This is a genomic window from Nocardioides sp. NPDC054178, assembly GCF_055585005.1.
In genome coordinates, this window is sequence record NZ_JBVJKY010000001.1 from 308,005 (window position 1) to 331,172 (window position 23,168).

Annotated in this window: 26 protein-coding genes and 1 pseudogene; 10 read left to right on the forward strand and 17 right to left on the reverse strand. The window is 70.2% G+C overall.

The window, feature by feature from the left end:
- Positions 1 to 7 precede the first annotated feature (7 nt).
- Positions 8 to 319 (forward strand): hypothetical protein, encoded by a 312-nt coding sequence (locus ACZ6WN_RS01525; RefSeq protein WP_465862249.1) that lies wholly within the window; start codon positions 8 to 10, stop codon positions 317 to 319.
- Between the two features lie 17 nt (positions 320 to 336).
- Positions 337 to 1,065 (forward strand): hypothetical protein, encoded by a 729-nt coding sequence (locus tag ACZ6WN_RS01530; RefSeq protein ID WP_465862251.1) that lies wholly within the window; start codon positions 337 to 339, stop codon positions 1,063 to 1,065.
- A gap of 77 nt (positions 1,066 to 1,142) precedes the next feature.
- On the opposite strand, the gene ACZ6WN_RS01535 is transcribed toward ACZ6WN_RS01530, so the two are convergent.
- Entirely contained in the window at positions 1,143 to 2,597 is a 1,455-nt protein-coding gene (locus ACZ6WN_RS01535; protein WP_465862252.1) for a dihydrolipoyl dehydrogenase family protein, read from the reverse strand.
- A 1-nt stretch (position 2,598) separates the two neighbouring features.
- Complete coding sequence (locus ACZ6WN_RS01540; RefSeq protein WP_465862253.1) at positions 2,599 to 3,171, reverse strand: hypothetical protein; 573 nt, start codon at positions 3,169 to 3,171, stop codon at positions 2,599 to 2,601.
- Between the two features lie 139 nt (positions 3,172 to 3,310).
- Here ACZ6WN_RS01540 and ACZ6WN_RS01545 point away from each other — a divergent pair, with 139 nt between their 5' ends.
- Positions 3,311 to 3,883 (forward strand): TetR/AcrR family transcriptional regulator, encoded by a 573-nt coding sequence (locus tag ACZ6WN_RS01545; RefSeq protein WP_465862255.1) that lies wholly within the window; start codon positions 3,311 to 3,313, stop codon positions 3,881 to 3,883.
- Positions 3,884 to 3,943: 60 nt separating this feature from the next.
- On the opposite strand, the gene ACZ6WN_RS01550 is transcribed toward ACZ6WN_RS01545, so the two are convergent.
- The 6 genes and pseudogenes from ACZ6WN_RS01550 to ACZ6WN_RS01575 form a co-directional block, all read right to left on the reverse strand.
- A complete protein-coding gene (locus ACZ6WN_RS01550; protein ID WP_465862256.1) occupies positions 3,944 to 4,870 on the reverse strand; it encodes an ABC transporter substrate-binding protein in 927 nt (308 codons plus the stop codon).
- A 28-nt stretch (positions 4,871 to 4,898) separates the two neighbouring features.
- Complete coding sequence (locus ACZ6WN_RS01555) at positions 4,899 to 5,600, reverse strand: ABC transporter permease (protein ID WP_465862257.1); 702 nt, start codon at positions 5,598 to 5,600, stop codon at positions 4,899 to 4,901.
- Entirely contained in the window at positions 5,597 to 6,253 is a 657-nt protein-coding gene (locus ACZ6WN_RS01560; RefSeq protein WP_465862259.1) for an ABC transporter permease, read from the reverse strand. The genes ACZ6WN_RS01555 and ACZ6WN_RS01560 overlap by 4 nt, the downstream gene beginning before the upstream one ends.
- Positions 6,254 to 6,588: 335 nt before the next feature.
- Positions 6,589 to 7,311, reverse strand: a pseudogene (locus ACZ6WN_RS01565) (ABC transporter ATP-binding protein); the annotation flags it as partial.
- A gap of 214 nt (positions 7,312 to 7,525) precedes the next feature.
- Entirely contained in the window at positions 7,526 to 8,059 is a 534-nt protein-coding gene (locus ACZ6WN_RS01570; RefSeq protein ID WP_465862261.1) for a cysteine dioxygenase, read from the reverse strand.
- Complete coding sequence (locus ACZ6WN_RS01575) at positions 8,056 to 8,949, reverse strand: amidohydrolase family protein (RefSeq protein WP_465862263.1); 894 nt, start codon at positions 8,947 to 8,949, stop codon at positions 8,056 to 8,058. The genes ACZ6WN_RS01570 and ACZ6WN_RS01575 overlap by 4 nt, the downstream gene beginning before the upstream one ends.
- 65 nt (positions 8,950 to 9,014) lie before the next feature.
- On the opposite strand from ACZ6WN_RS01575, the gene ACZ6WN_RS01580 reads away from it, so the two are divergent.
- Positions 9,015 to 10,031 (forward strand): NADP-dependent oxidoreductase, encoded by a 1,017-nt coding sequence (locus ACZ6WN_RS01580; protein WP_465862264.1) that lies wholly within the window; start codon positions 9,015 to 9,017, stop codon positions 10,029 to 10,031.
- Positions 10,032 to 10,037: 6 nt separating this feature from the next.
- On the opposite strand, the gene ACZ6WN_RS01585 is transcribed toward ACZ6WN_RS01580, so the two are convergent.
- A complete protein-coding gene (locus tag ACZ6WN_RS01585) occupies positions 10,038 to 11,405 on the reverse strand; it encodes a lytic murein transglycosylase (RefSeq protein WP_465862265.1) in 1,368 nt (455 codons plus the stop codon).
- A gap of 193 nt (positions 11,406 to 11,598) precedes the next feature.
- Here ACZ6WN_RS01585 and ACZ6WN_RS01590 point away from each other — a divergent pair, with 193 nt between their 5' ends.
- The 5 genes from ACZ6WN_RS01590 to ACZ6WN_RS01610 all read left to right on the forward strand — a co-directional run bounded on the left by ACZ6WN_RS01590 (position 11,599) and on the right by ACZ6WN_RS01610 (position 15,420).
- Positions 11,599 to 12,369 (forward strand): hypothetical protein, encoded by a 771-nt coding sequence (locus ACZ6WN_RS01590; RefSeq protein WP_465862266.1) that lies wholly within the window; start codon positions 11,599 to 11,601, stop codon positions 12,367 to 12,369.
- A complete protein-coding gene (locus ACZ6WN_RS01595; protein ID WP_465862268.1) occupies positions 12,366 to 13,097 on the forward strand; it encodes an SDR family NAD(P)-dependent oxidoreductase in 732 nt (243 codons plus the stop codon). Before ACZ6WN_RS01590 ends, ACZ6WN_RS01595 begins: the two co-directional genes overlap by 4 nt.
- A gap of 57 nt (positions 13,098 to 13,154) precedes the next feature.
- Positions 13,155 to 13,514, forward strand: a complete 360-nt coding sequence (locus tag ACZ6WN_RS01600) for a DoxX family protein (RefSeq protein WP_465862269.1) — start codon at positions 13,155 to 13,157, stop codon at positions 13,512 to 13,514.
- A 60-nt stretch (positions 13,515 to 13,574) separates the two neighbouring features.
- Positions 13,575 to 14,345, forward strand: a complete 771-nt coding sequence (locus tag ACZ6WN_RS01605) for a glycerophosphodiester phosphodiesterase family protein (RefSeq protein ID WP_465862270.1) — start codon at positions 13,575 to 13,577, stop codon at positions 14,343 to 14,345.
- 136 nt (positions 14,346 to 14,481) lie between these two features.
- A complete protein-coding gene (locus ACZ6WN_RS01610; protein ID WP_465862272.1) occupies positions 14,482 to 15,420 on the forward strand; it encodes a DUF5926 family protein in 939 nt (312 codons plus the stop codon).
- Between the two features lie 60 nt (positions 15,421 to 15,480).
- Here ACZ6WN_RS01610 and ACZ6WN_RS01615 read toward each other — a convergent pair whose 3' ends face one another.
- The 8 genes from ACZ6WN_RS01615 to ACZ6WN_RS01650 form a co-directional block, all read right to left on the reverse strand.
- The gene (locus ACZ6WN_RS01615; RefSeq protein WP_465862273.1) at positions 15,481 to 16,353 is read right to left on the reverse strand and encodes an AraC family transcriptional regulator; all 873 of its coding nucleotides are present in this window, start codon (positions 16,351 to 16,353) and stop codon (positions 15,481 to 15,483) included.
- A gap of 96 nt (positions 16,354 to 16,449) precedes the next feature.
- Complete coding sequence (locus ACZ6WN_RS01620) at positions 16,450 to 17,388, reverse strand: adenylate/guanylate cyclase domain-containing protein (protein WP_465862274.1); 939 nt, start codon at positions 17,386 to 17,388, stop codon at positions 16,450 to 16,452.
- A gap of 152 nt (positions 17,389 to 17,540) precedes the next feature.
- Positions 17,541 to 17,912: a Crp/Fnr family transcriptional regulator gene (locus ACZ6WN_RS01625; protein WP_357334012.1), complete on the reverse strand. Its 372-nt coding sequence runs from the start codon at positions 17,910 to 17,912 to the stop codon at positions 17,541 to 17,543.
- A 104-nt stretch (positions 17,913 to 18,016) separates the two neighbouring features.
- Positions 18,017 to 19,219: an arginine deiminase gene (locus tag ACZ6WN_RS01630; RefSeq protein WP_465862276.1), complete on the reverse strand. Its 1,203-nt coding sequence runs from the start codon at positions 19,217 to 19,219 to the stop codon at positions 18,017 to 18,019.
- A gap of 25 nt (positions 19,220 to 19,244) precedes the next feature.
- The gene (locus ACZ6WN_RS01635) at positions 19,245 to 19,847 is read right to left on the reverse strand and encodes a TMEM165/GDT1 family protein (protein WP_465862277.1); all 603 of its coding nucleotides are present in this window, start codon (positions 19,845 to 19,847) and stop codon (positions 19,245 to 19,247) included.
- Between the two features lie 46 nt (positions 19,848 to 19,893).
- Positions 19,894 to 21,087: a nickel pincer cofactor biosynthesis protein LarC gene (gene larC / locus ACZ6WN_RS01640; RefSeq protein ID WP_465862278.1), complete on the reverse strand. Its 1,194-nt coding sequence runs from the start codon at positions 21,085 to 21,087 to the stop codon at positions 19,894 to 19,896.
- On the reverse strand, positions 21,084 to 21,764 hold the full coding sequence (gene larB, locus ACZ6WN_RS01645; RefSeq protein WP_465862279.1) for a nickel pincer cofactor biosynthesis protein LarB: 681 nt from the start codon (positions 21,762 to 21,764) through the stop codon (positions 21,084 to 21,086). Before larB ends, larC begins: the two co-directional genes overlap by 4 nt.
- Positions 21,765 to 21,767: 3 nt before the next feature.
- Entirely contained in the window at positions 21,768 to 22,607 is an 840-nt protein-coding gene (locus ACZ6WN_RS01650) for a prephenate dehydratase (RefSeq protein ID WP_465862280.1), read from the reverse strand.
- A 24-nt stretch (positions 22,608 to 22,631) separates the two neighbouring features.
- On the opposite strand from ACZ6WN_RS01650, the gene ACZ6WN_RS01655 reads away from it, so the two are divergent.
- Positions 22,632 to 23,042 carry a DUF4446 family protein gene (locus ACZ6WN_RS01655; RefSeq protein WP_465862281.1) on the forward strand — a complete coding sequence of 137 codons (411 nt, stop codon included), beginning with the start codon at positions 22,632 to 22,634 and terminating at the stop codon, positions 23,040 to 23,042.
- Positions 23,043 to 23,168 lie beyond the last annotated feature (126 nt).

A 23,168-nucleotide genomic window follows, 5' to 3' on the forward strand; every position in this document is an offset into this window, starting at 1 on the left:
AGCAGATATGGTCACGGTTGCGGCAGCGGTTGCGGCGCTCACAGCAGATGCAGATCGCTGGACTGGTGTATCGAAGGCCCTGGGTGACGCGGCGACCGCGGTCGGTGGTCTTTCCGTTGCGGCGGGTGATTTCCCCAGCCGAGGCGGGGTGGACACCCTTTACCCGGCGCTGATGGAAAAGGTCACCAGCCTCCTGATAAGTGGCCGGAACGAGGCTCAGGAAGTGTCCGAGGAGCTCCGCCACGTCACGCGCGTGATCACTGGCGCCGACGAAGATGCGAAGGCGTCGATCGAGCAGTTCTGGGACTACACCTTCTGACGAGGAGACACGGAACGATGACGACGAAGAACGATCTCTACGGGATGCTGGAGGAGGCCGACGGCCTCATCGAGGATCTGCGCGATGCGGTGAACTTTGTGCTTCAGCACTTGCCCTTTTACGTGCCCGAAAGTGTTACAGACAAGATCTTGTCTGAGTGGGACAAGCTGAGTGCGAAGGCGACGACGGAGCTCTCCTCGTTGCGAACCAGCGTCGATGAGTCGGGGGAGGAACTGAGCCTGCGGGCTGCGGCCGACGGCTGGTCTGATCGCGTCAAGGCTGGTATCTCCGGGCTTTCGGGACGGATCGAAGAGGGAGCCTTGACCGCAGAAGACGCGACGACCTTCCAAGGGCTGGCGGCCGACGCGTATCGCGCCATCATTCCGGGACAAAAGAGTGCTATCGGCGCCATCGCTGGTCATCCGGACGACATCTCGTCCGGATTGGACGAGCTCGCTGGTGCCATTCAGACCTGGACGATCGCCTATGGTGTCGCACTCGTCGCCCTGCTGGGCGGAATCGCATCAGCGATCGCCGGAGTCGCAGCGTCCGAGACGGGTGTGGGTGCCATCGTCGGTCTCGCTGCCGCGATTGTCTGTTTCGCGACCCTCACAGGTTCCATTCTGTATGCAGAGAGCGAGCTCACGAACTCCGTTCAGGCGGTAGAGGGTAAATGGCGCGCCCTTCTCAATGAGTGGACTGGATTCGACGGTCAGGCCTGGCCCAATGCCGTATTCCCGCATTGAGCTTCCTCTCGTTTACCGAGCGCCTCTTGGTGTCTTACCGACGCCGACTTGGTGCATTCCAGCGGCCGATCGCATAACTAGCGATCGCGTCCGGCGGTCTCGAGCAGGCGCAGCCAGATCTCGCTGATCGTCGGGTAGGCGGGCACCGCGTGCCAGAGGCGGTCCAGCGGAACCTCGCCGACGATGGCGATCGTGGCGGCGTGCAGGAGCTCGGAGATGTCCGGGCCGACCGCGGTGAAGCCGACCAGGGTCTTGCGCTGCTCGTCGATGACCATCCGCGCCTGGCCGTGGTAGCCGTCCGCGTGCAGCGAGGCTCCGGCGACGGAGCCGAGGTCGTAGTCGACGACGCCGACCTCGATACCGGCCGCCTCGGCCGACTCGGCGGAGTGTCCGACGGCGACCACCTCGGGGTCGGTGAAGATCACCTGGGTGGTCGCGCGCTCGTCGGCGGTGGCGGCGTGACGCCCCCACGCGCTCAGGTCGGGCTCCTCGCCGCGCGCCTTGGCCGCGATCAGGTCGCCCAGCCCGCGGGCCTGGTATTTCCCGTGGTGGGTCAGCAGCACCCGGTGGTTGACGTCGCCTGCGGCGTAGAGCCAGCCGTCCTCGAGCTGCCCGCTGTCGTCGACCACGGCCAGGGCGTCGTCGACCGTCAGCCAGCTGCCGGGCTCGAGGCCGACGTGCTCCAGGCCGAGGTCCTTGGTGTTGGGCACCCGGCCGGTGGCCACGAGGACCTCGTCGGCGGTCACCTCGGTGCCGTCGGAGAGCGTCAGATGCACCTCGCCGGCATCGTCGCGCCGCACCTCGTCCGCGCCGAGGTCCAGGTGGAGCGTGACCCCGTACGTCCGGAGGGCCTCGGCCACCTGCTCGCCCGCGAACTTCTCGACGCTCGGCAGCAGTTGGGTGCGCGAGATCAGGGTCACCTGCGACCCGAGGGCGCTGTAGGCGGTCGCCATCTCGGCGCCGACCACCCCGCCGCCGATGATCGCCAGGCGATCGGGGACGGACGTGGCGCCCGCAGCCTCGCGGTTGGTCCAGGGCCTGGCCTCGTCCAGCCCCGGGATCGGCGGGATGAGGGCGGAGCTGCCGGTGGAGACGACCACGGCGTGGCGTGCCTGGAGGTCGGTGGTGGTGCCGTCGCCGGCGGTGACCGTGACCGAGCGGGTGCCGGTGATGCGCCCGTGCCCGCGGACGAGCGTGACTCCGGCCCCGGTCAGCCACTCGACCTGGCCGGTGTCCTTCCAGTGGGAGGTGAACTCGTCGCGCCGGGCGAAGACGGCGGCGGCCTCGAGCGTGCCCGTGACCGCTTGACCGGCGGCCGGAAGGGCACGGGCGGCGCGCAGCGCCGCCGCGTCCCGCAGGAGGGCCTTGGTCGGCATGCATGCCCAGTAGGAGCACTCGCCGCCGACGAGCTCGCGCTCGACGATCGCGGCGGTCAGGCCACCCTGCACGACGCGGTCTGCGACGTTCTCGCCGGTCGGGCCGGCGCCGATGATGATGACGTCGACGGTGAGGTCTTGGCTGGTGCTCGTCATGTCAGTTGACCTTACCCGCGCGCTGGCGCAGTCGGAGGGCAGAGATCAGGAAGAAGATGCCGCCCAGCGTCGCGTAGCCCGCGAGGCCGGTGAGGGACGCCTTCGGGCCGGCGGCCATCAGGATGAAGCCGGTTCCGGCGAAGGTCGAGATCCCGCCGCTGAGGATCATCGCCCACTGGCCACCGAGTCGGTAGCGGCGCACCGCGACGAACAGCTGGACCAGGCCGGCGGTGATCGCCCAGACGCCCCACACCCGCAGGATCCCCGGGATCCCGGAGGTGGCAGCGACGGCGACGCCGACGGCGGTGAGCAGGCTGAGTGCCATGTTGACGTACAGCAGGACGCGGGGGCCGTTCGCGCCTGAGGTGCGGTGGTCGACCACCGCGGCCACCACGTCGAACAGCGGATAGATCACCAGCAGCGCGATGCTCGCGGCGTTGAGCGTGGTTGCGGTGAGGGCGACGAGTGCGGCCCAGACGATCGCGAACCCGAAGCGGGCGAGGTAGAGCTTGGGCAGCGCCTGGGGCGGGGCGCTCAGTGTGCCGGAGTGGCCGGTCTCGACGGAGGTGGACATCGGATCCCTTTCTCGGATCAAGCATGAGACAGAACGATCGTTCTACCTGAGTCGAGAGTCTGCCCCAGCCGTCGGACAAATGCAAGACCGATCGTTCTGTCTGCTACCGTCGAGACAAGGAGAACGAGAGGAATGACAGATGTCTGAGGCGCGGGATCGACTGCTCAGCACGGCGAGTCGGCTCTTCTACACCGAGGGTCTGCACTCGGTCGGAGTCGATCGTGTGATCGCCGAGGCGCAGGTCACGCGGGCGACGCTCTATCGCCACTTCCGGAGCAAGGACGACCTCGTCGTGGCGTACCTGACGCAGGCCGACGAGGCGATCCGGGCGCGCGTGGAGGCCGCCCGGGCGGAGATCGAGGACCCTGACGATCTCATCCGGACCATCGGCCGGTCGATCGCCGCGGACATCCAGAGCGAGGGGTTCCGGGGCTGCGCGTTCCTCAACGCCGCGGCCGAGTATCCGAGCCCGGCGCATGTGGTCCATCAGGCGGTGCTGGAGCACCGGCAGTGGTTCCTGGCCACGATGACCGAGCTCTTCGACCGGACGGGGAAGCCGGACTCGGACTTCGCCGGTCGCCACTTCGTCATGCTGCGGGACGGCGCCATGGCGGCCGGCTGCCTGACCGATCCCGGACCCGTCTGCGAGACGTTCCTGCGCGGGCTCGAGGGACTCCTCACCTACCGCAGCGGGCTCGTCGCGCGCCCGTAGCCTCGCGTCAAATGGTTCCGGCTCGGCGCCGCGATACGCGACGCCGAGCCGGAACAGGTGTCAGCTCACGCCGTTGTCGGCGAGGAACTCCTTGGCGACGGTCGCCGGGTCGGCCTTGTCGACCTGGACCTTCGCGAGGGCCTCGGTCAGGTTGGCGGTGGTGAGCGCCTCGGAGACCGCGTTGAGTGCGGTCTCGGCGTCGTCGGTGAGCGCCTCGGAGCGGATCAGCGGGACGATGTTCTGGGAGAGGAAGAGGTTCTCCGGGTCCTCCAGGACGACCCAGCCGTTGGTGGGGATCGCCGAGTCGGTGGAGAAGACGTTGGCGACGTCGATGTCGCCCTTCTTCAGCGCGCTGGTCGTCAGCGGGCCACCGGCGTCGAGCGGCTTGAACTCCTTGAACGTGACCCCGTAGACCTCGTCGAGCCCGACGAGGCCCTGGTGACGCTCCTTGAACTCCGGGGCGCCGCCGAGGGTGAGGTTCTTCGCGACCGGCGCGAGGTCCTCGATGCTCGTCAGGGAGTACTTGTCGGCCGTCTCCTTGGCGACGGTGAGAGTGTCCTTGTCCTCGGCCTCCGACTGCGGCAGGGTCTCGCTGCCCTCCGGCAGGACGTCCTGGAGCGCCTCGTAGACGTCCTCGGGGGCGGAGACGTCCTCCGGGATACCGTCCGGCTTCAGGTAGGCCAGCAGGGCGCCGTTGTACTCCGGCAGCAGGTCGATGTCGCCGCTCTTGAAGGCCTCCATGTAGACCTCACGGGACCCGATGTTGGGCTTGGTCTCGACCTTGACGCCCTCGGCCTCGAGAGCCTGGGCGTACATCTCCATGAGCAGCTCGCTCTCGGGGAAGTTGGCCGAGCCGACGACGATCGTGCCGCCGCCGGAGTCTGAGTCGGATCCGGAGTCGAGCGGGTCCCCGCCGCAGGCGGTCAGGGTGCCTGCCACGGCGAGCGTCGCGAACAGATACGCGGTGGTGCGGGTTCGGCGGGACATTGAGATACCTCTCGGGTTGCTGGATAGGTCAGCCGGCGGGTTCGGGGCGGACGGTGGTCGGACGGTTGACGGCGTCACGCCTGCCGACGCCGGGCGACACGAGGAGCCGCTGGGCCCCCGCGAGCGCCAGGTCGATCGCGACCGCGAGCACGGCGAGCACGATCGCGCCGGCGACCACCTGGTCGTACTGAAGGGTCGCCAGCCCGTCGAAGAGATAGCGCCCGAGACCGCCCAGGCCGGCGTAGGCGGCGATGGTCGCGGTCGAGACCACCTGGAGCGAGGCGTTGCGCAGGCCGCCGATGATGATCGGCAGCGCGATCGGGACCTCGACCCGCCCGGCGATCTGGGCCTCGGTCATGCCGACGCCTCGCGCCGCGTCGACGGTCTCGTCGGCGACGGACTGGATGCCGGCGTACGTCGTGGCGAGGATGGGTGGGATGGCGAGCACGACCAGCGCGATCGTGACCGGGACCAGGCCGATCCCGACCAGACCGAGCGCGAGCATGAGCACGCCGAGGGTCGGCAGCGCGCGGCCGGCGTTGCCGAGGTTGATGGCGATCAGCGCACCACGGCCGGTGTGGCCGATCAGCAGACCGATCGGGAACGCGATCACGGCTGCGATCACCAAGGAGAGGACGGTGTAGCCGAGATGCTCGAGGATGCGCTGGGGGAAGCCGTCGGGGCTGGTCAGAGACCAGTTGGCGGCGTCGAACAGGTAGTCGAGACTCATCGCGCACCCGCTCTCGCCCACGGGGTGAGGCCGCGCTGGAGGGCGACGATGAGGACGTCTGCGACGACCGCGAGGGCCACCGAGAGGACCAGTCCGATGATGATCGGCGGCAGGTAGAAGCCGAGCTGGAACCCTCGGGTGAAGAGCTGCCCGAGGCCGCCGATGCCGATCAGGGCCGCGATGCTGACCATGCTCACGTTGGCCACCGTCGCCACCCGCAGACCGGTCAGGATCACCGGCATCGCCAGCGGCAGCTGGACCGTGAACCAGCGGCGTACGGGTCGATAGCCCATCGCGGTGGCGGCCTGCAGGACGGTCGTGTCGACCGCGTCGAGACCGTCGGCGGTCGTGCGGACGAGCAGCGCGAGCGAGTAGAGCGTGAGCGCGATGACCACGTTGATCGGGTCGAGGACGCTGGTGCCGAGGATGCCCGGGAGCAGCAGGAGCAGGGCCAGCGACGGGATGGTGTAGATCACGCTGCCCGCGGTGAGCGCGATGTGGCGCGCCGGGACGTAGCGGTGGACCAGGGCCCCGAGCGGCAGGGCGAGGACGAAGGCGATGGCCACCGGCAGCAGCGCGAGCCAGATGTGCTGGACGAGCGCGGTGAGGACGTCGTCGATGTTGGTCTCGAGATAGCTCCAGAGCTCGCTCACCGGGCCTCCTTCGAGGCGGCCAGTGCCGTCAGTCGCTCCCGCTGCTGCGAACGTACGCTGCCGGCGAGGTCCTCGAGCAGGACCAGCCCGTCGGCACGACCCTCGGCGTCGACCCGGACCGCGGCACCGGCGGGCGAGAGGATGACCAGGTCGGTGACCGTACGCAGGTTGGCGCCGTCGCTGAAGGTGCCCTCGGTCGGGAGGAGCCCGTCCGAACCGCGCCAGCCCAGCGGTCGGCCGTCCGGGTCGACCTCGAGGGTGAGCCCGTCGACGTCGCGGTCGATGGGCTGGAGCGCGACCGAGCTCCCGTCGGCGAACCCCAGGCCCCGGAAGCCGCGGTCGCGACCGACGAGCGAGGAGACGAAGTCGTCGGCCGGGGCGGCGAGGAGGTCGGCCGGCGGGGCGAACTGGGCCGGCCGGGCGCCTTGGGCGAAGACGGCTACCTTGTCGCCGAGGCGGATCGCCTCGTCGATGTCGTGGGTGACCAGGACGATCGTCTTGCCGAGCTGGCCCTGGAGCCTGAGCAGCTCCTGCTGGAGGTCGTCGCGCACGACCGGGTCGACGGCCGAGAAGGGCTCGTCCATGAGCAGCACCGGCGGGTCGGCCGCGAGCGCACGGGCGACGCCGACGCGCTGCTGCTGGCCGCCGGAGAGCTGTGCCGGGTAGCGCTCGCCAAGGTTGGCGGCGAGCCCGACGCGCTCGAGCAGCTCGAGGGCGCTCGCGCGGGCCTCCCGGCGGGAGACGCCCTGCAGGATCGGGACGGTCGCGACGTTGTCGAGCACCGTGCGGTGCGGGAAGAGCCCGGCGCCCTGGATCACGTAGCCGATCTCGCGCCGCAGCTGTGCCTCCGGGCGGCTGGTGACGTCGTCACCGTCGATCAGGATGCGGCCGGAGCTCGGCTCGATCATCCGGTTGATCATCCGCAGCGCGGTCGTCTTGCCGCATCCCGAGGGCCCGACGAACACGGTGATCTTCCCGGTGTCGACCGCCAAGGAGAGGTCTTCCACGGCAACGGTGCCGTCCGGATAGCGTTTGGTGACGCCCTCGAACTCGATCACAGCCACCGCTCCTGTCTGTCGTTCTCCACCTGCGGACGCCGTTGCACAAGATCCTCAGCCTGCCAGATCACGCGGAGGAACAGAAGATATTAAACGGATAGGCAAACTGGGGTTTGCTGCCTCTCGGTCCTGGATACTTGAAATGTGCCACATCCGCCCCGGCCTGTCGGTCAACCGGGACCCGACGCCCGAGATGTCGGTGCGGCGGCGGGGTTCAGTCCTCCAGCGGGCGCAGCTCGTCGGCATAGGAGACCGAGACGCGGCGCATCACGCCGTCGTCGCTGATCGCGTACTGCCCCATCCGCCACAGCGGCGGCGAGTAGGCGTGGATCGAGGCCGAGCCGTCGACAGCGCCGCTCATCCGGTGGATGTGGTCGGGCCCGAAGCCGAAGCTGCGACCCGCGCCGACCTCCCGTTGCACGGGCTCTCCGCCGAACCTGGGCTGCTGCTCGACGACGGCTCCGTGGGTCACCGCGACCGCACCCGAGGAGATGTCGTGGTCGTGCCAGCCGGTGTCGTCGACGGTGTTCCAGCACAGCAGCCAGACGTCGATGTCCTTGTCCCGGTAGAGCGAGACGTAGTGGCGCCCGCCGGTGTCGTGGCGCAGCAGGTGCTCCCAGCGTTCGGGGTGCGCCGCGAGCTCGTCGACCCAGGCGCGGAGCTCCCCGGGCGTGAGGGTGCGGTCCGGCAGAGCGGGCAGGTCCGCGGCGCTCAGGACGGTGTCGACGGTCGGTTCGGCGATGGTCATCGGTCTCCTCCGGTGAGCAGGTGGTCGGGGTTGGTGACGAAGATCGCCCGGGTCAGGGCTTCGCCGAGGCCGGGGTCCGTGGGCTCGGCGTAGGGCCGGTCCGAGCCGTTCACGAGCGGGTCGACACCGACCACGCGCGACATCGCGTCGATCGCCTGGGTGCCGTAGGACGAGGTCTCGTAGTAGACGTGCCGGTCGATCGCGCCGAGGTGGCCGCCGCGCTGGGCGAGGCGCTCGTGGTGGAGCGGTGCGAGCCCGGCCAGCGCCACGAAGGCGATCCGCAGGGTCGGCAGCAGCGACCGTCCCGCGACGTGCCAGGAGTGCCACGCGGCGCTCTGCTGGGCGACGTACGAGGTCAGGGCGGGCCACCAGCCGGGCACGACGTCTGCCTCGTGGGGGCCGGCGGGTCCCGGGTGCACGAGGACGGGCAGATCGGCCTGCTGGGCGATGGCGAGCACGGGGGCCAGGGCCTCGAGGGCGGACGGGGTCGCCAGGGCTGTCGCGGGCACCTGGAGGCCGTGGACGCGGTCGTGGGCGAGGGTCGCCGCGAGTCCGTCGAGGTCCGGGCCGACGAGCCCGGGCGCTGCCCACAGCCCGTAGTCGGTGGGCAGGTCGTCGGCGAAGCCGTGCCACGCGTCGAGCAGTCCGTGTGCCTCGTCCGGCGCGAGCGACTCGATCCCCAGCGGGCTGGAGAGGGAGAGCAGCACGAGCCCGTCCTCCTGCGCCGCGCGACGGGTGAGATCGTGATCTGTGGGGTCGACGGAGTAGGGCGGCTCGCCGTCGAGATGGAGCACCCAGCCGTCGAGGTACGGGGGCTGCCGCCGGCGGCGCAGCTCCTCGATCAGTGCCGGCGGCCACAGGTGCTGGTGGACGTCGACCTGGCGCTTCATGGGCTAAGTCAATAGGTTTAGTCGTGATTAAGCAAGCCTGACCGCCGATGAGGCACCATGGCCGGATGACCGACACCAACACCCAGGTCCTGCTCCGCTCCCGCCCGGTCGGCGAACCGACCGCCGAGGACTTCTCGATCGTCACCTCCGAGGTGCCGTCCCCTGCGGAGGGGGAGGTGCTGCTGCGCACCAAGTTCCTCTCGCTCGACCCCTACATGCGAGGCCGGATGAGCGATGCCCCCTCGTACGCCGAGCCGACCGCGCTGGGCGACGTGCTGCCCGGCGCCACGGTCGCCGAGGTGGTGGAGTCGCGAGATCCGTCGCGGCAGGTCGGCGACGTGGTGCTGGCGTACGGCGGCTGGCAGTCCTTCTTCGTCGCGCCGGCAAGCCACACCCGTCGCCTCGACCCGTCCGTCGCGCCCGTGTCCACCGCGCTCGGTGTGCTCGGGATGCCGGGGTTCACGGCGTACGCGGGGCTGACCCAGATCGGGCAGCCGAAGCCCGGCGAGACCGTCGTGGTGGCGGCGGCGACCGGTCCTGTGGGCGCCACCGTCGGCCAGATCGCGAAGATCCTCGGCTGCCGCGCCGTCGGCATCGCCGGCGGGCCGGAGAAGGTCGCGCATCTGAGCGAGCTCGGCTTCGACGCTGCCCTCGACCACCGCGCACCCGACTTCAAGGAGCAGCTGAGGACGGCGGTGCCCGACGGGATCGACGTCTACTTCGAGAACGTCGGCGGCCATGTGTGGAACGCGGTGCTGCCGCGGCTCAACAAGTTCGCCCGGGTGCCGGTCTGCGGGATCGTCGCGCACTACAACGACACCTCCGCGCCCGAGGGGCCCGACCGGGCGCCCGGACTGATGCGGCACGTGCTCAACAAGTCCCTGCTGATCAGGGGTTTCATCCAGGACGAGTTCGTCCGCGACCACCAGAAGACGTTCCTCACCGAGGCGGCCGGCTGGCTCGCCGAGGGCAGGCTGCGCTACCGCGAGGACATCACCGAGGGGCTCGAGAACGCGCCCGCCGCGTTCAACCGGATGCTCCGGGGTCAGAACTTCGGCAAGACGGTGATCCAGGTCAGCTGACCTCGATCACCCCGCGGGGACCTCCTCCTCGGGGGCCGTGGCCTCCGGGGAGGGGTTCTTGACGGTGGGGAACTTCTCGGACTCAGCGAGGGTGCGGAGGTAATCCCTGATCGTGAGGTCGGTGGGCATCGCGGTCTCGGGCTCGAACTTCGCGATGCAGTCGGCAACGACAGCGGCGTAGGTGTCGGGCTCGCTTGCTTCGAGCGTCTCGTAGACCGCCGTGGTCGCCGTCTTGCAGGGCGCCTCGAGCGTCGCTGCCGTGGCGGCGTCGGTCGGCTCCGGCTCCTCCGTGGTCGGGGGATCCGTGGGCGTCGGAGTCGGGGTGGGCGTGGGCGTCGGGGTGGGCGTCGGGGACTCGGTCTCGCCGCCCGAGGTGTTGTCGCCGGAGTCGGGGTCGCCGCCCGTGCTGTTGTCGGTGGGGGCGGGCGCCTTGCTCGGCGCCGGGGTCTTGACCGGCTCCTTGACCGGCGCGGCCCTGGTCTCCGACTTGGTCGTCGGCTTGACCGTGTTCGAGGTGACCGGGAGCGGGGAGGCGGTGGGTCGCATCGACGAGGTGGTCCCACCGTCCACGCTCGGGGAGCCGGGGAACTCGCCGTTGCGGTACTGCCCGGCGATCTTCAGCACTGCCTCGACGTACGTGTCGCTCTGGTTGTAGCGGTAGACCGCGGAGCTGGCGCCGGCGTCGGTGCTGACGTCCTCGGTGCCGGCGCACAGGTAGGCCGCGGTGGCGACGGCGGCGTCGTCCACGTCCTGGGGGTCGCGGCGGTTGTCGCCGTCACCGTCGGCGCCCACGACGGTCCAGGTGGAGGGGATGAACTGCATCGGCCCGACCGCGTGGTCGTAGACCGTGTCGTGGTCGTAGAGCCCGTTGTCGGTGTCGCGGATCGCGGCGTAGTTGCCGGCGCCGTTGAGCTGCGGGCCGATGATGGCGGGGAGGGCGAGACCGTTGGAGTCGAGCTCGCTGCCGCCGAAGCGTCCGTGGTTGCTCTCGACCATGCCGATCGCGGCGACCAGCGCCCAGTCGATGCGGCAGGAGGCATCGGCGTCGTTGAGCACGGTGGCCGAGCGCTGGTACGCAGCCAGGGCGACCGGCGGGATCGACAGCTCCTCGGCGTTGGAGGCCAGCCTCACGGCGTCGGTCGGGGTCAGGTTCTTCACGCCACCCAGACCGCCGGAGATGCCGAGAGGGTCCTGAAGAGCGCCCGGATCGGGCAGCTCGGGCTGCTGGTGACCGGTGTCGAGGTTCCCCTCGTTGGGGGCCGCGACGGCGAAGGCAGCGGTCAGTGCGACGGCGGCAACGGCCCGAGGCCCGATGCTGGTCAGCGCCGCTGTACTGATGCTTCTGGCCCAGAATTTTCGGGGTGCTTTGCTCATGCCGGTCTCACCTCTTCCACGCGTGGGGTACGTGTCCGTCCCATGAGCCTACCCAGGTATCCCATCGACGTGCTCGGCAAATAAGAAATCCCCTTCCTTGGTGAAGAACGTCAACGGTCGGGCCATCTGACGTTGGGCTGGAGTTCCCCGGCTCGCCGCCTGGGCTCACCTTGCGCCTGTCACCGTGGACGACATGACTGAACGGACTCGTCTGTGGATGGTTCCGCTGGTCGCGGCCGCGGGTTGGGGCATCGGTTTCCTGCCCCAGCTCGTCCAGCCGCAGCCCCTCCTGCTCGCCCCGATGGTCGCCGAGCTGGTCTCGTTCACGCTGCTCGCGGCCGCGCTCGGTGGGCTCGCTGCGGGGCTGCGCCCGGACCGACGGCTGCTCGGTGCCGTGCTCGCCGGCGCCGGTGTCGTCGCCGCGGCCTGCTCGGGGCTGATGTTCGCCGCGGGACCGGCGGCGACCGACTCCTCGATGCTGACCCATCTGATCGCCGTCGCCGCGATCACGACGCTCGCCGGTCTCGCCGCCGGGATCGCCGCGAGCCTCGGGCCGTGCGTGCTGCGGGCTCCGATGCTGGCCGCGCCGGCTGTCTGCGTACCTCTCTGGCTGGACGGGATGCTTCCCGGCGAGCTGCCGTCGTCGGTGATCGACGCGCTGCTGGCGGCCGCGCTGGTGACCGTCCTCGTGACGTCCGTACGCCGCGCCGTCGATGTCGTCGCCTGGGTGCCCGCCTGGATCCTGGGCTGGGCGATGCAGACGCTGCTGACGGTGCTGGTGGCCATCGGCGTACTCATCCAGGAGGGCCGCTCCGTCGATGCCGGGCTGCTCTCCGCGCACCTCGTCTACTTCCACGAGCGCTGGAACGAACCCGCGGTGCACTACCCCGCCGGATGGGCGCTCGCCGGCGTCCTGGCACTGGCGTTGGTGGGCTGGCGGCTGCGTGACACCCTTCGGGTGTGAAAGACGGATCTCTGCGCACGCTCATCACCGGAGGCACCCGCGGCATCGGCGCCGCCATCGCTCATCGGCTGGCCGCCGAGGGCCATTCCCTCGTGCTCGGCTACCTCTCCGACGAGGCTGCGGCCGTCGCCACGCGCGACGAGGTCCGCGCCCTCGGGGCCTCCTGCGAGATCGTGGCCGCGGACATCACCACCGACGCCGGGATCGCCTCGCTCTTCGAGGCCGCCGGCCCGCTCACCGGCGTGGTCAACAACGCGGGCGCGACCTACCGCTACGCGCCCCTCACCGAGACCCCTGCGGACGAGATCCGCAGGACGTACGACGTCAACCTGGTCGGTCCCACGCTGGTCGCCCGCGCGGCCGTGTCGGCGCTCGCCGAGGACGGCGGTGTCATCGTGAACATCTCCTCAGGCGCCGCGACGCTGGGGTCGCCGGGAGAGTACGTCCACTACGCCGCCGCGAAGGCCGGGATCGACGCGCTCACCAAGGGCCTCGGGCTCGAGGTCGCCCCGCTCGGCATCCGGGTCGTCGCGGTCGCCCCCGGGCTCACCGAGACCGACATGCACGCCAGCACCGGAGACCCCGGCCGGATCGCGCGGATGGCGCCCCAGATCCCGATCGGCCGCGCGTCCTCGCCCGACGAGGTCGCCGAAGCGGTCGTCTGGCTGATGAGCGACAAGGCCTCGTACGTCACCGCGACGACGCTGCGGGTGGCTGGCGGGCGGTGATGTCACAGGACGGCGGGCTGTCCCGTCCTGGTGGGCATGAACATCATCTTGTGGACTGTGACGATCTTTCTCGCTGCCGGTTTCCTGGCCGGTGGACTGGCGATGCTGCTGCTGTCGAAGGAGCGGTTCCGCAACGCGTTCGACGGATGGCGCTACGCCGATGACTTCCCGGACGGCTTCCTCAAGGTCATCGGCGTGATGAAGCTGCTGGCCGCCGCCGGGCTGATCCTGCCTGCCGTGACCGGGGTCGCGACCTGGCTGGTGCCGCTCGCCGCACTCGGGCTGGTGCTGCTCATGACCGGTGCGACGACCACCCGCATCATCCGCAAGGAGTGGGGTGCCGCCGTCGGCGACCTCGCCTTTTGGTCGCTGGCGGCGTTCGTCGCCTTCGGTCGTCTCGAGCTCGTCCCGTTCTAGGTCCGCGGCTTCTCGCTCGTGTCGCACACCGAGCCTGGGTCCATGCTTCACAATCTCCTCATGAGGCCCCAGGTGGTCGCGCATCGCGGCGCCAGTCATGAGATCGCGGAGCACACCCTGGCTGCGTACGTCGCAGCCCTGGATGCGGGTGCGGACGCCCTGGAGTGCGACGTCCGGCTGACCATGGACGGGCATCTCGTCTGCGTCCACGACCGGCACCTGCGCCGGATCGGCGCGCGGGGCCTGGTCTCGGAGATGACCCTCGCCGAGCTGCAGGCGATCGACTTCGCGGCCTGGAAGAACGGGTTCTGGGAGGGCGAGGACGAGCCGCCCGACCGGGACATGCGGGGCGTGCTCACGCTGCACCGGCTGCTGCGGGTCGTGCGGGACTACGGCCGGCACGTCGAGATGGCGATCGAGACCAAGCACCCCACCCGCTACGGCGGACTGACCGAAGGGCGGCTGGTCGACGTGCTCAACGACTTCGGCTGGGCGGGGCCGGGCAGCCCGGTCCGGGTGATGAGCTTCTCCTTCACAGCGCTGCAGCGGGTGGAGAGGCTGGCACCGGGCGTACCTCTGGTCCAGCTTATCGACCGCGCTGCCAACTGGTCGCTCCTGCGTCACGCGATCGGCGAGGGCTGGTGGCTGGGAGCCGGGATCGAGATGCTCACCGCCCACCCCAAGCTCGCGCGGCGGCTGGCGTCGAAGGGCCGCAACCTCCACGTCTACACGGTCAACACCGAGGAACAGCTCAAGCTCTGCCTCGACCTCGGGGTCAAGGCGGTCATCACCGACCGTCCGGGGTTCATGCTGGAGCTGCTCGGCCGCTGAGGCTGTGCAGCTGAGCAGGTGGCCGGCCCTGGTGTAACACGTCGTTCGTAGGACTATCCGGTCGTTCAGATAGGGCGAGTAGTCCTACGAACGACGTGTTACAGGGGGAACGAGCGCGGCAGGTTAGGGTTTGGCCGTGGCCAAGAAGTCCCGAGTCAAGAACCGTCAGGCGGCTGCGGCCCCGACGGAAGGTCCCAACCCGCGCGCGGCCTGCCCGTGCGGGTCCGGCAAGCGCTACAAGGCGTGCCACGGTGCCGCCGGTGGCGCGTTCGTGGGGCGCCCGTTCGAGGGCCTGCCCGGGGAGTGCGATCTGGTCGCGCTGCGTGAGCTGGTGCCCTCGGCGACGGTGTCGCTCACGGTGAAGGGCTTCGAGTCGACCCCCGTCACACTGGGCACCCTGCTGCCCGGTGCCGCGCCGGCGATGTCGCGCGACTCCGGCGAGGTCTGGGCCGGGCTCCAGGTGCAGCACAACTACGGCGACGTCTCGCGGGACGTGGCCGCGGCGCTGCTCCAGGCGCTGGAGAGCCGCGCTGCCGGTGAGTCCGGGATCTTCGGTCTGACCACCGCGCCCGGCCCCGGGCCGCGGCTGCAGGACCTGGTGACCGACTCGTCCCTGGACGTCACCGTCCACGAGGGCTTCGACTGGTGGCTGGCCGACGTCGAGGACAAGGGCGACTTCGAGCACGCGCTCGAGCACGCCAACGAGTCGGTGCTGCCGACGCAGCGACTGACCTCGGTCGAGGCTGCGTACTGGACCTCCGTGGGCTCCAAGGAGCACCTGCGCTGGGTGATGCCCGAGCCCGAGGACGCCCTGCTGACCGCGCTCGCGCGGCTGCACGTGACCGGCGACGACGTGATCGTCCCCGACGCCCGCTTCGTCGGCATGTTCCGTGCCCACGGTCTGCTCGCCCCCGTCTGGGACCTGCCGGTCGGCACCGGCGCCGAGGCGCTCGAGGAGCCGGCGGTGGCGTTCAAGAAGCTGCTCGACGAGGCCCTCGCCGACGACTCCGAGATCACCCCGGAGGTGCGCTCCGCTCGCGCCGGGCTCGCGAACCGGCAGGTCACCATCCGCTGATCCCCGCTGGTCTCGACACGGATTCGTTCGTTCCTCACGAATCCGTGTCGACCAGCGTGGTCACCGCTCGACCGGCAACCAGAGCTCGCACGACGCGTACGTCTCGGTGAGCTCGAGGTAGCGCAGGACGGACGGGCCGGGGCGGAGCCGCCACGGGTTCGACGGGAACCAGTCGGTCGCGGTGGCGGCCCAGAGCTGCTGCAGCGCCTCGGGGTGCGGGCCGCTGGAGGCGAAGACCGCCCAGGAGCCGGCCGGCACGGTGATGACATCCAGCCCCTCCGGCACCGATGCCGACGTCGTGACCGCGACCCCGTGCAGATAGGTGATCATCGACCCCTCCGGCGCATCGGGCGACGGGGACTCGGTGACGGCGAGGATGCCGCGCGGATCGGTGTCGTTGAGCTCCTTGAGCCGAACATGCTCCGAAGGCTCGAGAGAGGCGATGTGGGCCTGGATGTGCGGGTTCACGCCCTCGTAGATCAGCGGGACCTTGGTGGCGTGGCCGACCAGCCGGAGCTCGGGCATGTCGTTGATGGTGACGTCCATCGGGGTGCTCCCTTCGACGCTCAGACGGAACCTGAGCGTGGGTTGTGTGCGTAGCGGACCACCGGATCGACGTACGTCGGCGGGCGCCGAACCGTGCACGGCACGGAACGCGCGCCCGAACGCCTCGGTCGAGCCGTAGCCGTAGCGCACCGCGACCTCCAGGAGGTCGGGGGCGCCGGCCACCAGGTCGGCCGCTGCCAGGGTCATCCGGCGGCGGCGTACGTACTCCGACAGGGGCATCCCGGCCAGCGCCGAGAACATCCGGCGCAGGTGGTATTCGGTGGTGCCCTGGTCGCGTGCGACCCGAGCCACGTCCACCTCGCCGGTGAGCCCCTCGTCGAGCTCTGCCTCGACCAGGTCGACCAGGGTGTTGAGCGTGCCGATCATGTGGTCCTCCTTTCACCATCAAGCCTGGCTGGGGAGCACCTCTCCGGGCCCGACTTCTCTGGCCCGGTTCGGTCGGGTGGGTTCGGTCGGGTGGGTTCAGTCGGGTTGGGAGCGCAGCCGGAACGCCTGCAGGCGGGAGTAGCCCTTCACGCTCGCCCGCCGCATCTTCTCGATCCGGAAGCCGTCGACGTCCTCGAGCGCGGCGGCCGCGTTCTCGTCGATGACCACCGACGAGGGCCGGGCCAGGGTCGTGAGGCGGGCGGCGATGTTGACCGTCGGGCCGAAGACGTCGCCGAGCCGGAGCACCACGTCACCGTAGGATATCCCGGCCCTGACGTGCGGGAACGCGCTGTCGCGGTCCTCTCCGAGGGCGGCCAGCTCGAGCGCCGTCCGGGCCGCCGCCTCGACGTCCTCGAAGGTGAAGAAGACCCCGTCGCCGAGATACTTGATCACCCGTCCGCCGTGCTCGACCACGACGTCGGAGCAGGTGTCCTCGAACTCCTCGACCCAGTCGACCAGCTCCTTGTCGCTGAGCCGCTTCGAGCGGGAGGTGTAGCCGACGATGTCGAGGAAGCCGACCGCCAGCGGCACCGCGGTGGCGTCGGCGACGGTGAGCATCCGGCGCGCGGCGCTGACCAGGTGGCGGCGCCAGACGTAGTCCTGCAGCGACTCGACGAGCGGCAGCACCTGCGCGCTCAGCGCGACCAGGTCCTCGACCTCGTCGCCGCCCCGCTCCCGGGCGACCTCGGCCAGCAGCGACGTCTGCCATTCGGCCAGGCGCGCGTAGGAGCGCCCCCAGGTCCGCACGAGCGCCGCCTGCCGGTCCTCGCTGAGCACCCCGAGGCGTACGAGCTCCTGCGTCATCCGCAACGCCTCGACATCGGCCTCCGTGAAGGCGACCTCGTCCTCGCCCGCGTGCGGAAAGCCGAGGTGATGCCAGAGGTCTTCGGTGACCTCCATGGGTACGCCGGCAGCAGCCGCGACCTCGACGCGGGTCAGCGTGGGCGTCTGGCCGAGGACGAGGGACTCGACCACGGCCAGCGCCTCGGCCAGCTCGATGTCGGCCTCACGGCTGCGGCCCTGGCCGAGGCCCTCGTCAGCCTGATCGTCGGGGTGCTCGTCGGGGTGCTCGTCGGGGTGCTCGTCGGGGTGCTCGTCGGCCTGCTCCGAGGCCTGGTCGTCGAACGTCAGGAGCCGAACCTCTCCTTGGCGACCTTCTCCAGCGCCCTCGCGAACGTCGGCATCTCGACGGAGAGCTGCTGCAGCTTGTCGGCGCTGAGGTGGATCAGGTCGAGCGGGGTGAGGGCGACGATGGAGGCCGTGCGCAGCGAGCCCCTCATGATCGCCGCCTCGCCGATGATGTCACCGGGACCGCACTGGGCGATCTCCTCCTTGTCCCGGCGGACCGAGACGGTTCCGTCGAGGATGATGTAGGCCTTGTCCGGCGGGGTGTCCTCCCAGATCGGCGACCAGCCCTCCGGCAGATGCACACGGGTGCCGGTGGCGCTGATGTGCGCGATCTCCTTGGGCGTGAACATGGAGAAGAACGACTCGGTCACGAGGGTTTCCTTCGGGGTCGGCTGTGGGGTGGCTGCCGCTGTGTGACGGCGGTTACAGAGTTCAACGATGTTCGTCTACAGGGGTTACCCGCGGGTTCGGTCGGTTATGCGGGCAGCGGGTCGCGGGCGATCGGGCAGCTCATGCATCGCGGGCCGCCGCGGCCGGAGCCCAGCTCCGAGCCGGCGATCGCGATGACCTCGATGCCGGCCGACTCCAGGGCCCCGTTGGTCTGCGTGTTGCGCTCGTAGGCCACGACCACGCCCGGCGCCAGGGCCAGGGTGTTGTTGCCGTCGTCCCACTGCTCGCGCTCGGCGGCGACCGGGTCGAGCCCGGTGTCGATGTGGTGGAGCTTGTCGATGCCCATCGCCTCGGCCGCGACCTCGAGGAACGGGCGGGGGTCGGCGATGTTCAGCCGGCCGTCGTCGCCCGCGGGGGTGACGGCGTACGCCACCAGCGAGTCGACCGCGTTCGGGTAGATCACCATCTTGTCGGTGTTCACCAGGGTGGCGATCGTGTCCAGGTGCATCGTCGCGCGCTCCTGCGCGATCGGCACCGCGAGCACGGTGTGGGCGAGCTCCTCGGCGAAGACCTGGCGGGCGAGCCGCTCGGCCCCGGCGGGGGTGGTGCGCTCGCCGACGCCGACGGCGACGACACCGGGAGCGAGGAGGAGTACGTCCCCGCCCTCGACGTGCTCCAGGTGGGCGCCGTGCAGCCGTGGGCTGGCCCGGAAGCGCGGGTGGAACTGGTAGATCAGCTCGGTGAGCGCGGTCTCGCGCTTGCGGGCCGGCATCGCCAGCGACGTGACCGTGGCCCGATCGCGGATCCACACCGAGGAGTCGCGGGTGAAGAGCAGGTTGGGCAGCGGGTCGATCAGGAAGTCGTCGTGGGCGAGGAGGCTGGTGACCAGACCGTGGCCGCCGCGTACCTCGTCGTTGCGGATGCCCGCGGTCAGGTGGTCGGTCAGCTCGGCCGGCCCGGCGTCGGCGAGGGCACCGCTCAGGTAGTCGCGCAGGGTGTCGCCCAGGGTGAGCGAGCCCAGCACGTTGTCGAGCGCCAGCTTCCGCGCCTCGGGCACCTCGAGGGTCTCGGTGAGCAGGTCGGTCAGGTAGAGCACCTCGACGTCGCGATCCCGCAGCGCGGCCGCGAAGGCGTCGTGCTCGTCCTGGGCCCGCTTCACCCACGGAATACCGTCGAAGAGGAGCTTGTCGTTGTTGCGCGGCGTCAGCCGGGTCAGCTCCCGGCCGGGCCGGTGGAGCATTACCGTACGCAGTCGACCGACCTCGCTGTCGGCGCCAAGTTCAACCATGGCGGGCAGCCTAGGCGAACCTCGCTCAGGCGAGCACCTCGACCAACGTCAGGATGCCCAGGACGAGGCAGACGAGGGCTCCGATGTAGTGGAGTACGTGCAGCTTGATGAACCGGAGCAGCGTACGTCCCAGCAGCACGGCGAGCCCCGACACCGTCAGCAGCGCGGCCCAGGAGCCGATGAAGACCGAGACCGGGTCGTGGTAGCGGGCCACCAGCGAGACGCTCAGCAGCTGGGAGAGGTCTCCCCACTCGGCCGCGAAGAGGACCGTGAAGCTCGCCAGGACCTGGCGGAAGCCGCGTACGTCCTTGGCCTTCTCGGCGAACTCGCTGGCGTCCTCCTCGGTCGCGGTGCCGTGGTGGCGGCGCCCCTCGATGAACAGGAACACCGCGCCGCCGAGGAAGAGCAGGGCGGCGACGATGTGGATCAGGTCGGTCGGGAGAAGCGTGGCCACCCCGCCGATCGCCACCGCGATGAGCGTCTGGATTGCGAACGCCGCCCCCACCCCGAGCCACACGAAGATCGGCCGGTACTTCGTCGACAGCACCAGCGTCGCCAGGAACGTCTTGTCCGGCAGTTCGACGACGAAGATCGCGGCGAAGGCCAGCGCGATGACGGTGATGTCCATCAGGGGTTCCGTTCCAGTTCTTTACGTCCGGCCCCTATCGTCGCACTCACGAATCCGGCTCGACCAGCGGGTGGGCGAGGGCTTTGGCCTCCGCGAGTACGTCGATCGCCGGCCGATCGAGCGCGGCGGCCGCGCGGGCGACGTCGTCCCACTCGGGTTGCAGGTTGACGATCTGGCCGTCGAGGCGGGCGGCCTTGACGGCGATCGGGTGTCCGTCGACGGTCACGGTGAGGAGCTCGCGGGGCAGGGCGTGCTTGACGACCTCGTGCTCACGTACGCCGATCGTCGAGGTCTCCCGGAAGAACACCCGCCGGACCGCGTCGGCGGCATCGGCACGGGTGAGAGCGTGGAGGGTGTAGGCCGGGCGGCCCTTCTTCATCAGGATCGGCGTGACCCAGGCGTCGCGTGCGCCGGCCGCCAACAGCGCGTCGAGAGCTCCGGGGATGAGGCGCGGCTCGAGATCGTCGATGTTCGCCTCGATGACGAGCTCGGTCGGCGCAGGATCCTCCGGCCTCACCGCAGGATCACCGATCAGCAGCCGTAGGGTGTTGGACCAGCTCTCCGGGTTCCTGCTGCCGGCGCCGATGCCGATCGCTCGCGTCGTCATCGGCGGCTGGCTGCCGTAGGCCGTGGCGAGAGTGACCAGCAGGGCGGCGCCTGTGGGCGTGCACAGCTCCATCTCGGGATGTCCGGGAGGCCCCGCGAAGGAAGGTACGCCGGTGAGCAGCCGCGCCACGGCCGGCGGCGGCACCGGGAGGGTGCCGTGGGCGGCCCGGATCCAGCCCGACCCGACCGCGACGGGCGAGACCACGATCTCGTCGGCGCCCAGGTGCACGAAGCCGGCACAGACCCCGACGACGTCGGCGATCGCGTCCAGCGCCCCGACCTCGTGGAAGTGGACCTCCTCGGGAGAGATCCCGTGGACGGTCCCCTCGGCGACGGCGAGGCGCTCGAAGACCTGCAGCGCCAGGTCACGCACGGCGTCGTCCAGCGCGGCGCCGGTGAGCAGCGCACGGACGTCGGTCCAGGTGCGGTGATGGACCGAGTCGGCGATCTCCACATGGCACCGGGTCGCGGCGAGAGCGCCCCGGGTCACCTGCTCCGCGGCGAGATCCACCGGCTCGGGGGCCACTGCAGCGACCGCCGAGGCGATCACCGAGACGGGCACGCCGGCCCCGATGAGCGCGCCGAGCAGCATGTCACCCGAGGCTCCCGAGGAGGCATCGATCCAGATCCTCATCGAGCCCGCCGTGCGATCCGGGCCGCAGCGACCCCGGCACCGTAGCCGTTGTCGATGTTGACCACGGTCACGCCGGGAGCGCACGAGTTGAGCATCGCGAGTAGCGCGGCCAGGCCACCGAAGGAGGCGCCGTAGCCGACGGAGGTCGGCACCCCGATCATCGGCACGCCCACCAGCCCGCCGACCACGGAGGGCAAGGCACCTTCCATCCCCGCGACGACGATGAGGCAGTCGGCGTCGTCGAGGCGGTGGCGTACGGCCATGAGGCGGTGGATCCCGGCGACACCGACGTCGGTGATCCGCTCGACACCGGCACCGTGGACCCGGCAGGTGAGTGCCGCCTCGGCTGCGACCGGCCCGTCGGAGGTCCCGGCGGCGACGACGCACACCCGGCCGTGCGGGGTCGGCAGCGGCCCGAGGGTGACCGCGCGGGCCTCGGCATCGTGCACCGCCGTCGGCAGCTCGGCCGCGACACGAGCCGCCGCCTCGGCGGAGACCCGGGTGGCCAGGACCGCCCGCGAGGGATGCGCCTCGTGCAACCGGCGCAGGATCGCGACGACCTGCTCGGGGGTCTTGCCGTCGGCGTACACGACCTCGGGGTCACCCGTGCGCCGCTCGCGGTCGAGATCGACGCGGGCGAACCCGAGGTCGGCGACCGGCTCGTCCTCGTCCGGCATCGCTCAGAGCCGGGCGGGATCGGCGGGGTAGACCCCCAGCAGCTTCACGTCGGTGGTGAAGAAGGCCAGCTCCTCCAGGGCCCGCTTCAGCCCCGGCTGGTCGGGGTGACCGTCCACCTCGGCGAGGAACTGGGTGGCGGTGAACTTCCCGTCCACCATGTAGGACTCCAGCTTGGTCATGTTGACGCCGTTGGTCGCGAAGCCGCCGAGCGCCTTGTAGAGGGCCGCCGGGAGGTTGCGTACGTTGAAGATGAACGAGGTCACCACGGGACCCTGGTCGGCGGGCGCCTGGATGAAGTCGGGCGAGAGCACGACGAAGCGGGTGGTGTTGTGGTCGGCGTCCTCGATGTCGGTGGCGAGGACGTCCAGCCCGTAGATCGAGGCGGCCAGCGGCGGGGAGATCGCGGCCATCGTCGGGTCACCGGCCTCGACGACCTCGCGCGCGGCACCGGCGGTGTCGCCGGAGACGACCGGCGTGAACCCGTGCTCCCGGATGATGTTGCGGCACTGCCCCAGCGCGTGGACGTGGGAGTGGACCGTACGGATGTCGTCGAGATGGGCGCCCGGAAGGCCGAGCAGGTGGAACCGGATCCGCAGGTAGTGCTCGGCGATGATGTGCAGGTTCGACTCGGGCAGGAAGTGGTGGATGTCGGCCACCCGTCCGGCCAGGGAGTTGTCGATCGGGATCATCGCCAGCGACGCCTCACCCGCCTCGACGGTCGCAAAGACGTCCTCGAACGAGGCGCACGGCACCGACTCCAGCTCGGGGTAGTGCCGTTGGCAGACCATATGTGAGTTGGACCCTGGTTCGCCCTGATAGGCGATGCGATGTGGCTCGGACACAGCGACAGTCTAGATTCGCCCGTTGTGCTCGCTCTTGCCATTCTCAGTCTGCTGACAGCAATCGCCGCTCTGGTCCTCGCCGGAGCGGCCTGGCAGAAGACGAAGGACGTACGCCGCCCCGACCCTGCCGCCGTCGAGTCGCTACCGACCGACGTCGCCGGTCTGCGCGCCGAGGTCGCGGCCCTGCGCGCCGAGTCGGCGATGGATCTGCGCCACCTCGCGGTGGTGCGTTTCGACGCCTTCGGAGACGCCGGGGGCCATCTGAGCTGGTGCCTCGCGCTGCTCGACGACAACGGCGACGGGGTCGTGCTCACCTCGATCCACGGCCGCACCGAGGCGAGGTCGTACGCGAAGAGCATCAGCGCCTGGAAGTCGTCCCAGCTGATGTCGCCCGAGGAGACCGAGGCCGTCCAGCAGGCGAGGCCCAAGAGCTGATCCGGACGAAAAACGACGCCGGCACGCTCGGGCGTGGCGGGGGAACCGTTCCGAGCGTGCCGGTTTCAACCCGGGCTGCGGGTGGGACGGCCCGGGAGTCGACCACTGGTCGCGGGGGATTTCCGA

Bases quoted from the DNA above. Each gene is read 5' to 3' on its own strand.
- ACZ6WN_RS01525 (WP_465862249.1), top strand. From the start codon at position 8: ATGGTCACGGTTGCGGCAGCGGTTGCGGCGCTCACAGCAGATGCAGAT.
- ACZ6WN_RS01530 (WP_465862251.1), top strand. From the start codon at position 337: ATGACGACGAAGAACGATCTCTACGGGATGCTGGAGGAGGCCGACGGC.
- ACZ6WN_RS01535 (WP_465862252.1), bottom strand. From the start codon at position 2,597: ATGACGAGCACCAGCCAAGACCTCACCGTCGACGTCATCATCATCGGC.
- ACZ6WN_RS01540 (WP_465862253.1), bottom strand. From the start codon at position 3,171: ATGTCCACCTCCGTCGAGACCGGCCACTCCGGCACACTGAGCGCCCCG.
- ACZ6WN_RS01545 (WP_465862255.1), top strand. From the start codon at position 3,311: ATGTCTGAGGCGCGGGATCGACTGCTCAGCACGGCGAGTCGGCTCTTC.
- ACZ6WN_RS01550 (WP_465862256.1), bottom strand. From the start codon at position 4,870: ATGTCCCGCCGAACCCGCACCACCGCGTATCTGTTCGCGACGCTCGCC.
- ACZ6WN_RS01555 (WP_465862257.1), bottom strand. From the start codon at position 5,600: ATGAGTCTCGACTACCTGTTCGACGCCGCCAACTGGTCTCTGACCAGC.
- ACZ6WN_RS01570 (WP_465862261.1), bottom strand. From the start codon at position 8,059: ATGACCATCGCCGAACCGACCGTCGACACCGTCCTGAGCGCCGCGGAC.
- ACZ6WN_RS01575 (WP_465862263.1), bottom strand. From the start codon at position 8,949: ATGAAGCGCCAGGTCGACGTCCACCAGCACCTGTGGCCGCCGGCACTG.
- ACZ6WN_RS01580 (WP_465862264.1), top strand. From the start codon at position 9,015: ATGACCGACACCAACACCCAGGTCCTGCTCCGCTCCCGCCCGGTCGGC.
- ACZ6WN_RS01585 (WP_465862265.1), bottom strand. From the start codon at position 11,405: ATGAGCAAAGCACCCCGAAAATTCTGGGCCAGAAGCATCAGTACAGCG.
- ACZ6WN_RS01590 (WP_465862266.1), top strand. From the start codon at position 11,599: ATGACTGAACGGACTCGTCTGTGGATGGTTCCGCTGGTCGCGGCCGCG.
- ACZ6WN_RS01605 (WP_465862270.1), top strand. From the start codon at position 13,575: ATGAGGCCCCAGGTGGTCGCGCATCGCGGCGCCAGTCATGAGATCGCG.
- ACZ6WN_RS01615 (WP_465862273.1), bottom strand. From the start codon at position 16,353: ATGATCGGCACGCTCAACACCCTGGTCGACCTGGTCGAGGCAGAGCTC.
- ACZ6WN_RS01630 (WP_465862276.1), bottom strand. From the start codon at position 19,219: ATGGTTGAACTTGGCGCCGACAGCGAGGTCGGTCGACTGCGTACGGTA.
- ACZ6WN_RS01635 (WP_465862277.1), bottom strand. From the start codon at position 19,847: ATGGACATCACCGTCATCGCGCTGGCCTTCGCCGCGATCTTCGTCGTC.
- larC (WP_465862278.1), bottom strand. From the start codon at position 21,087: ATGAGGATCTGGATCGATGCCTCCTCGGGAGCCTCGGGTGACATGCTG.
- larB (WP_465862279.1), bottom strand. From the start codon at position 21,764: ATGCCGGACGAGGACGAGCCGGTCGCCGACCTCGGGTTCGCCCGCGTC.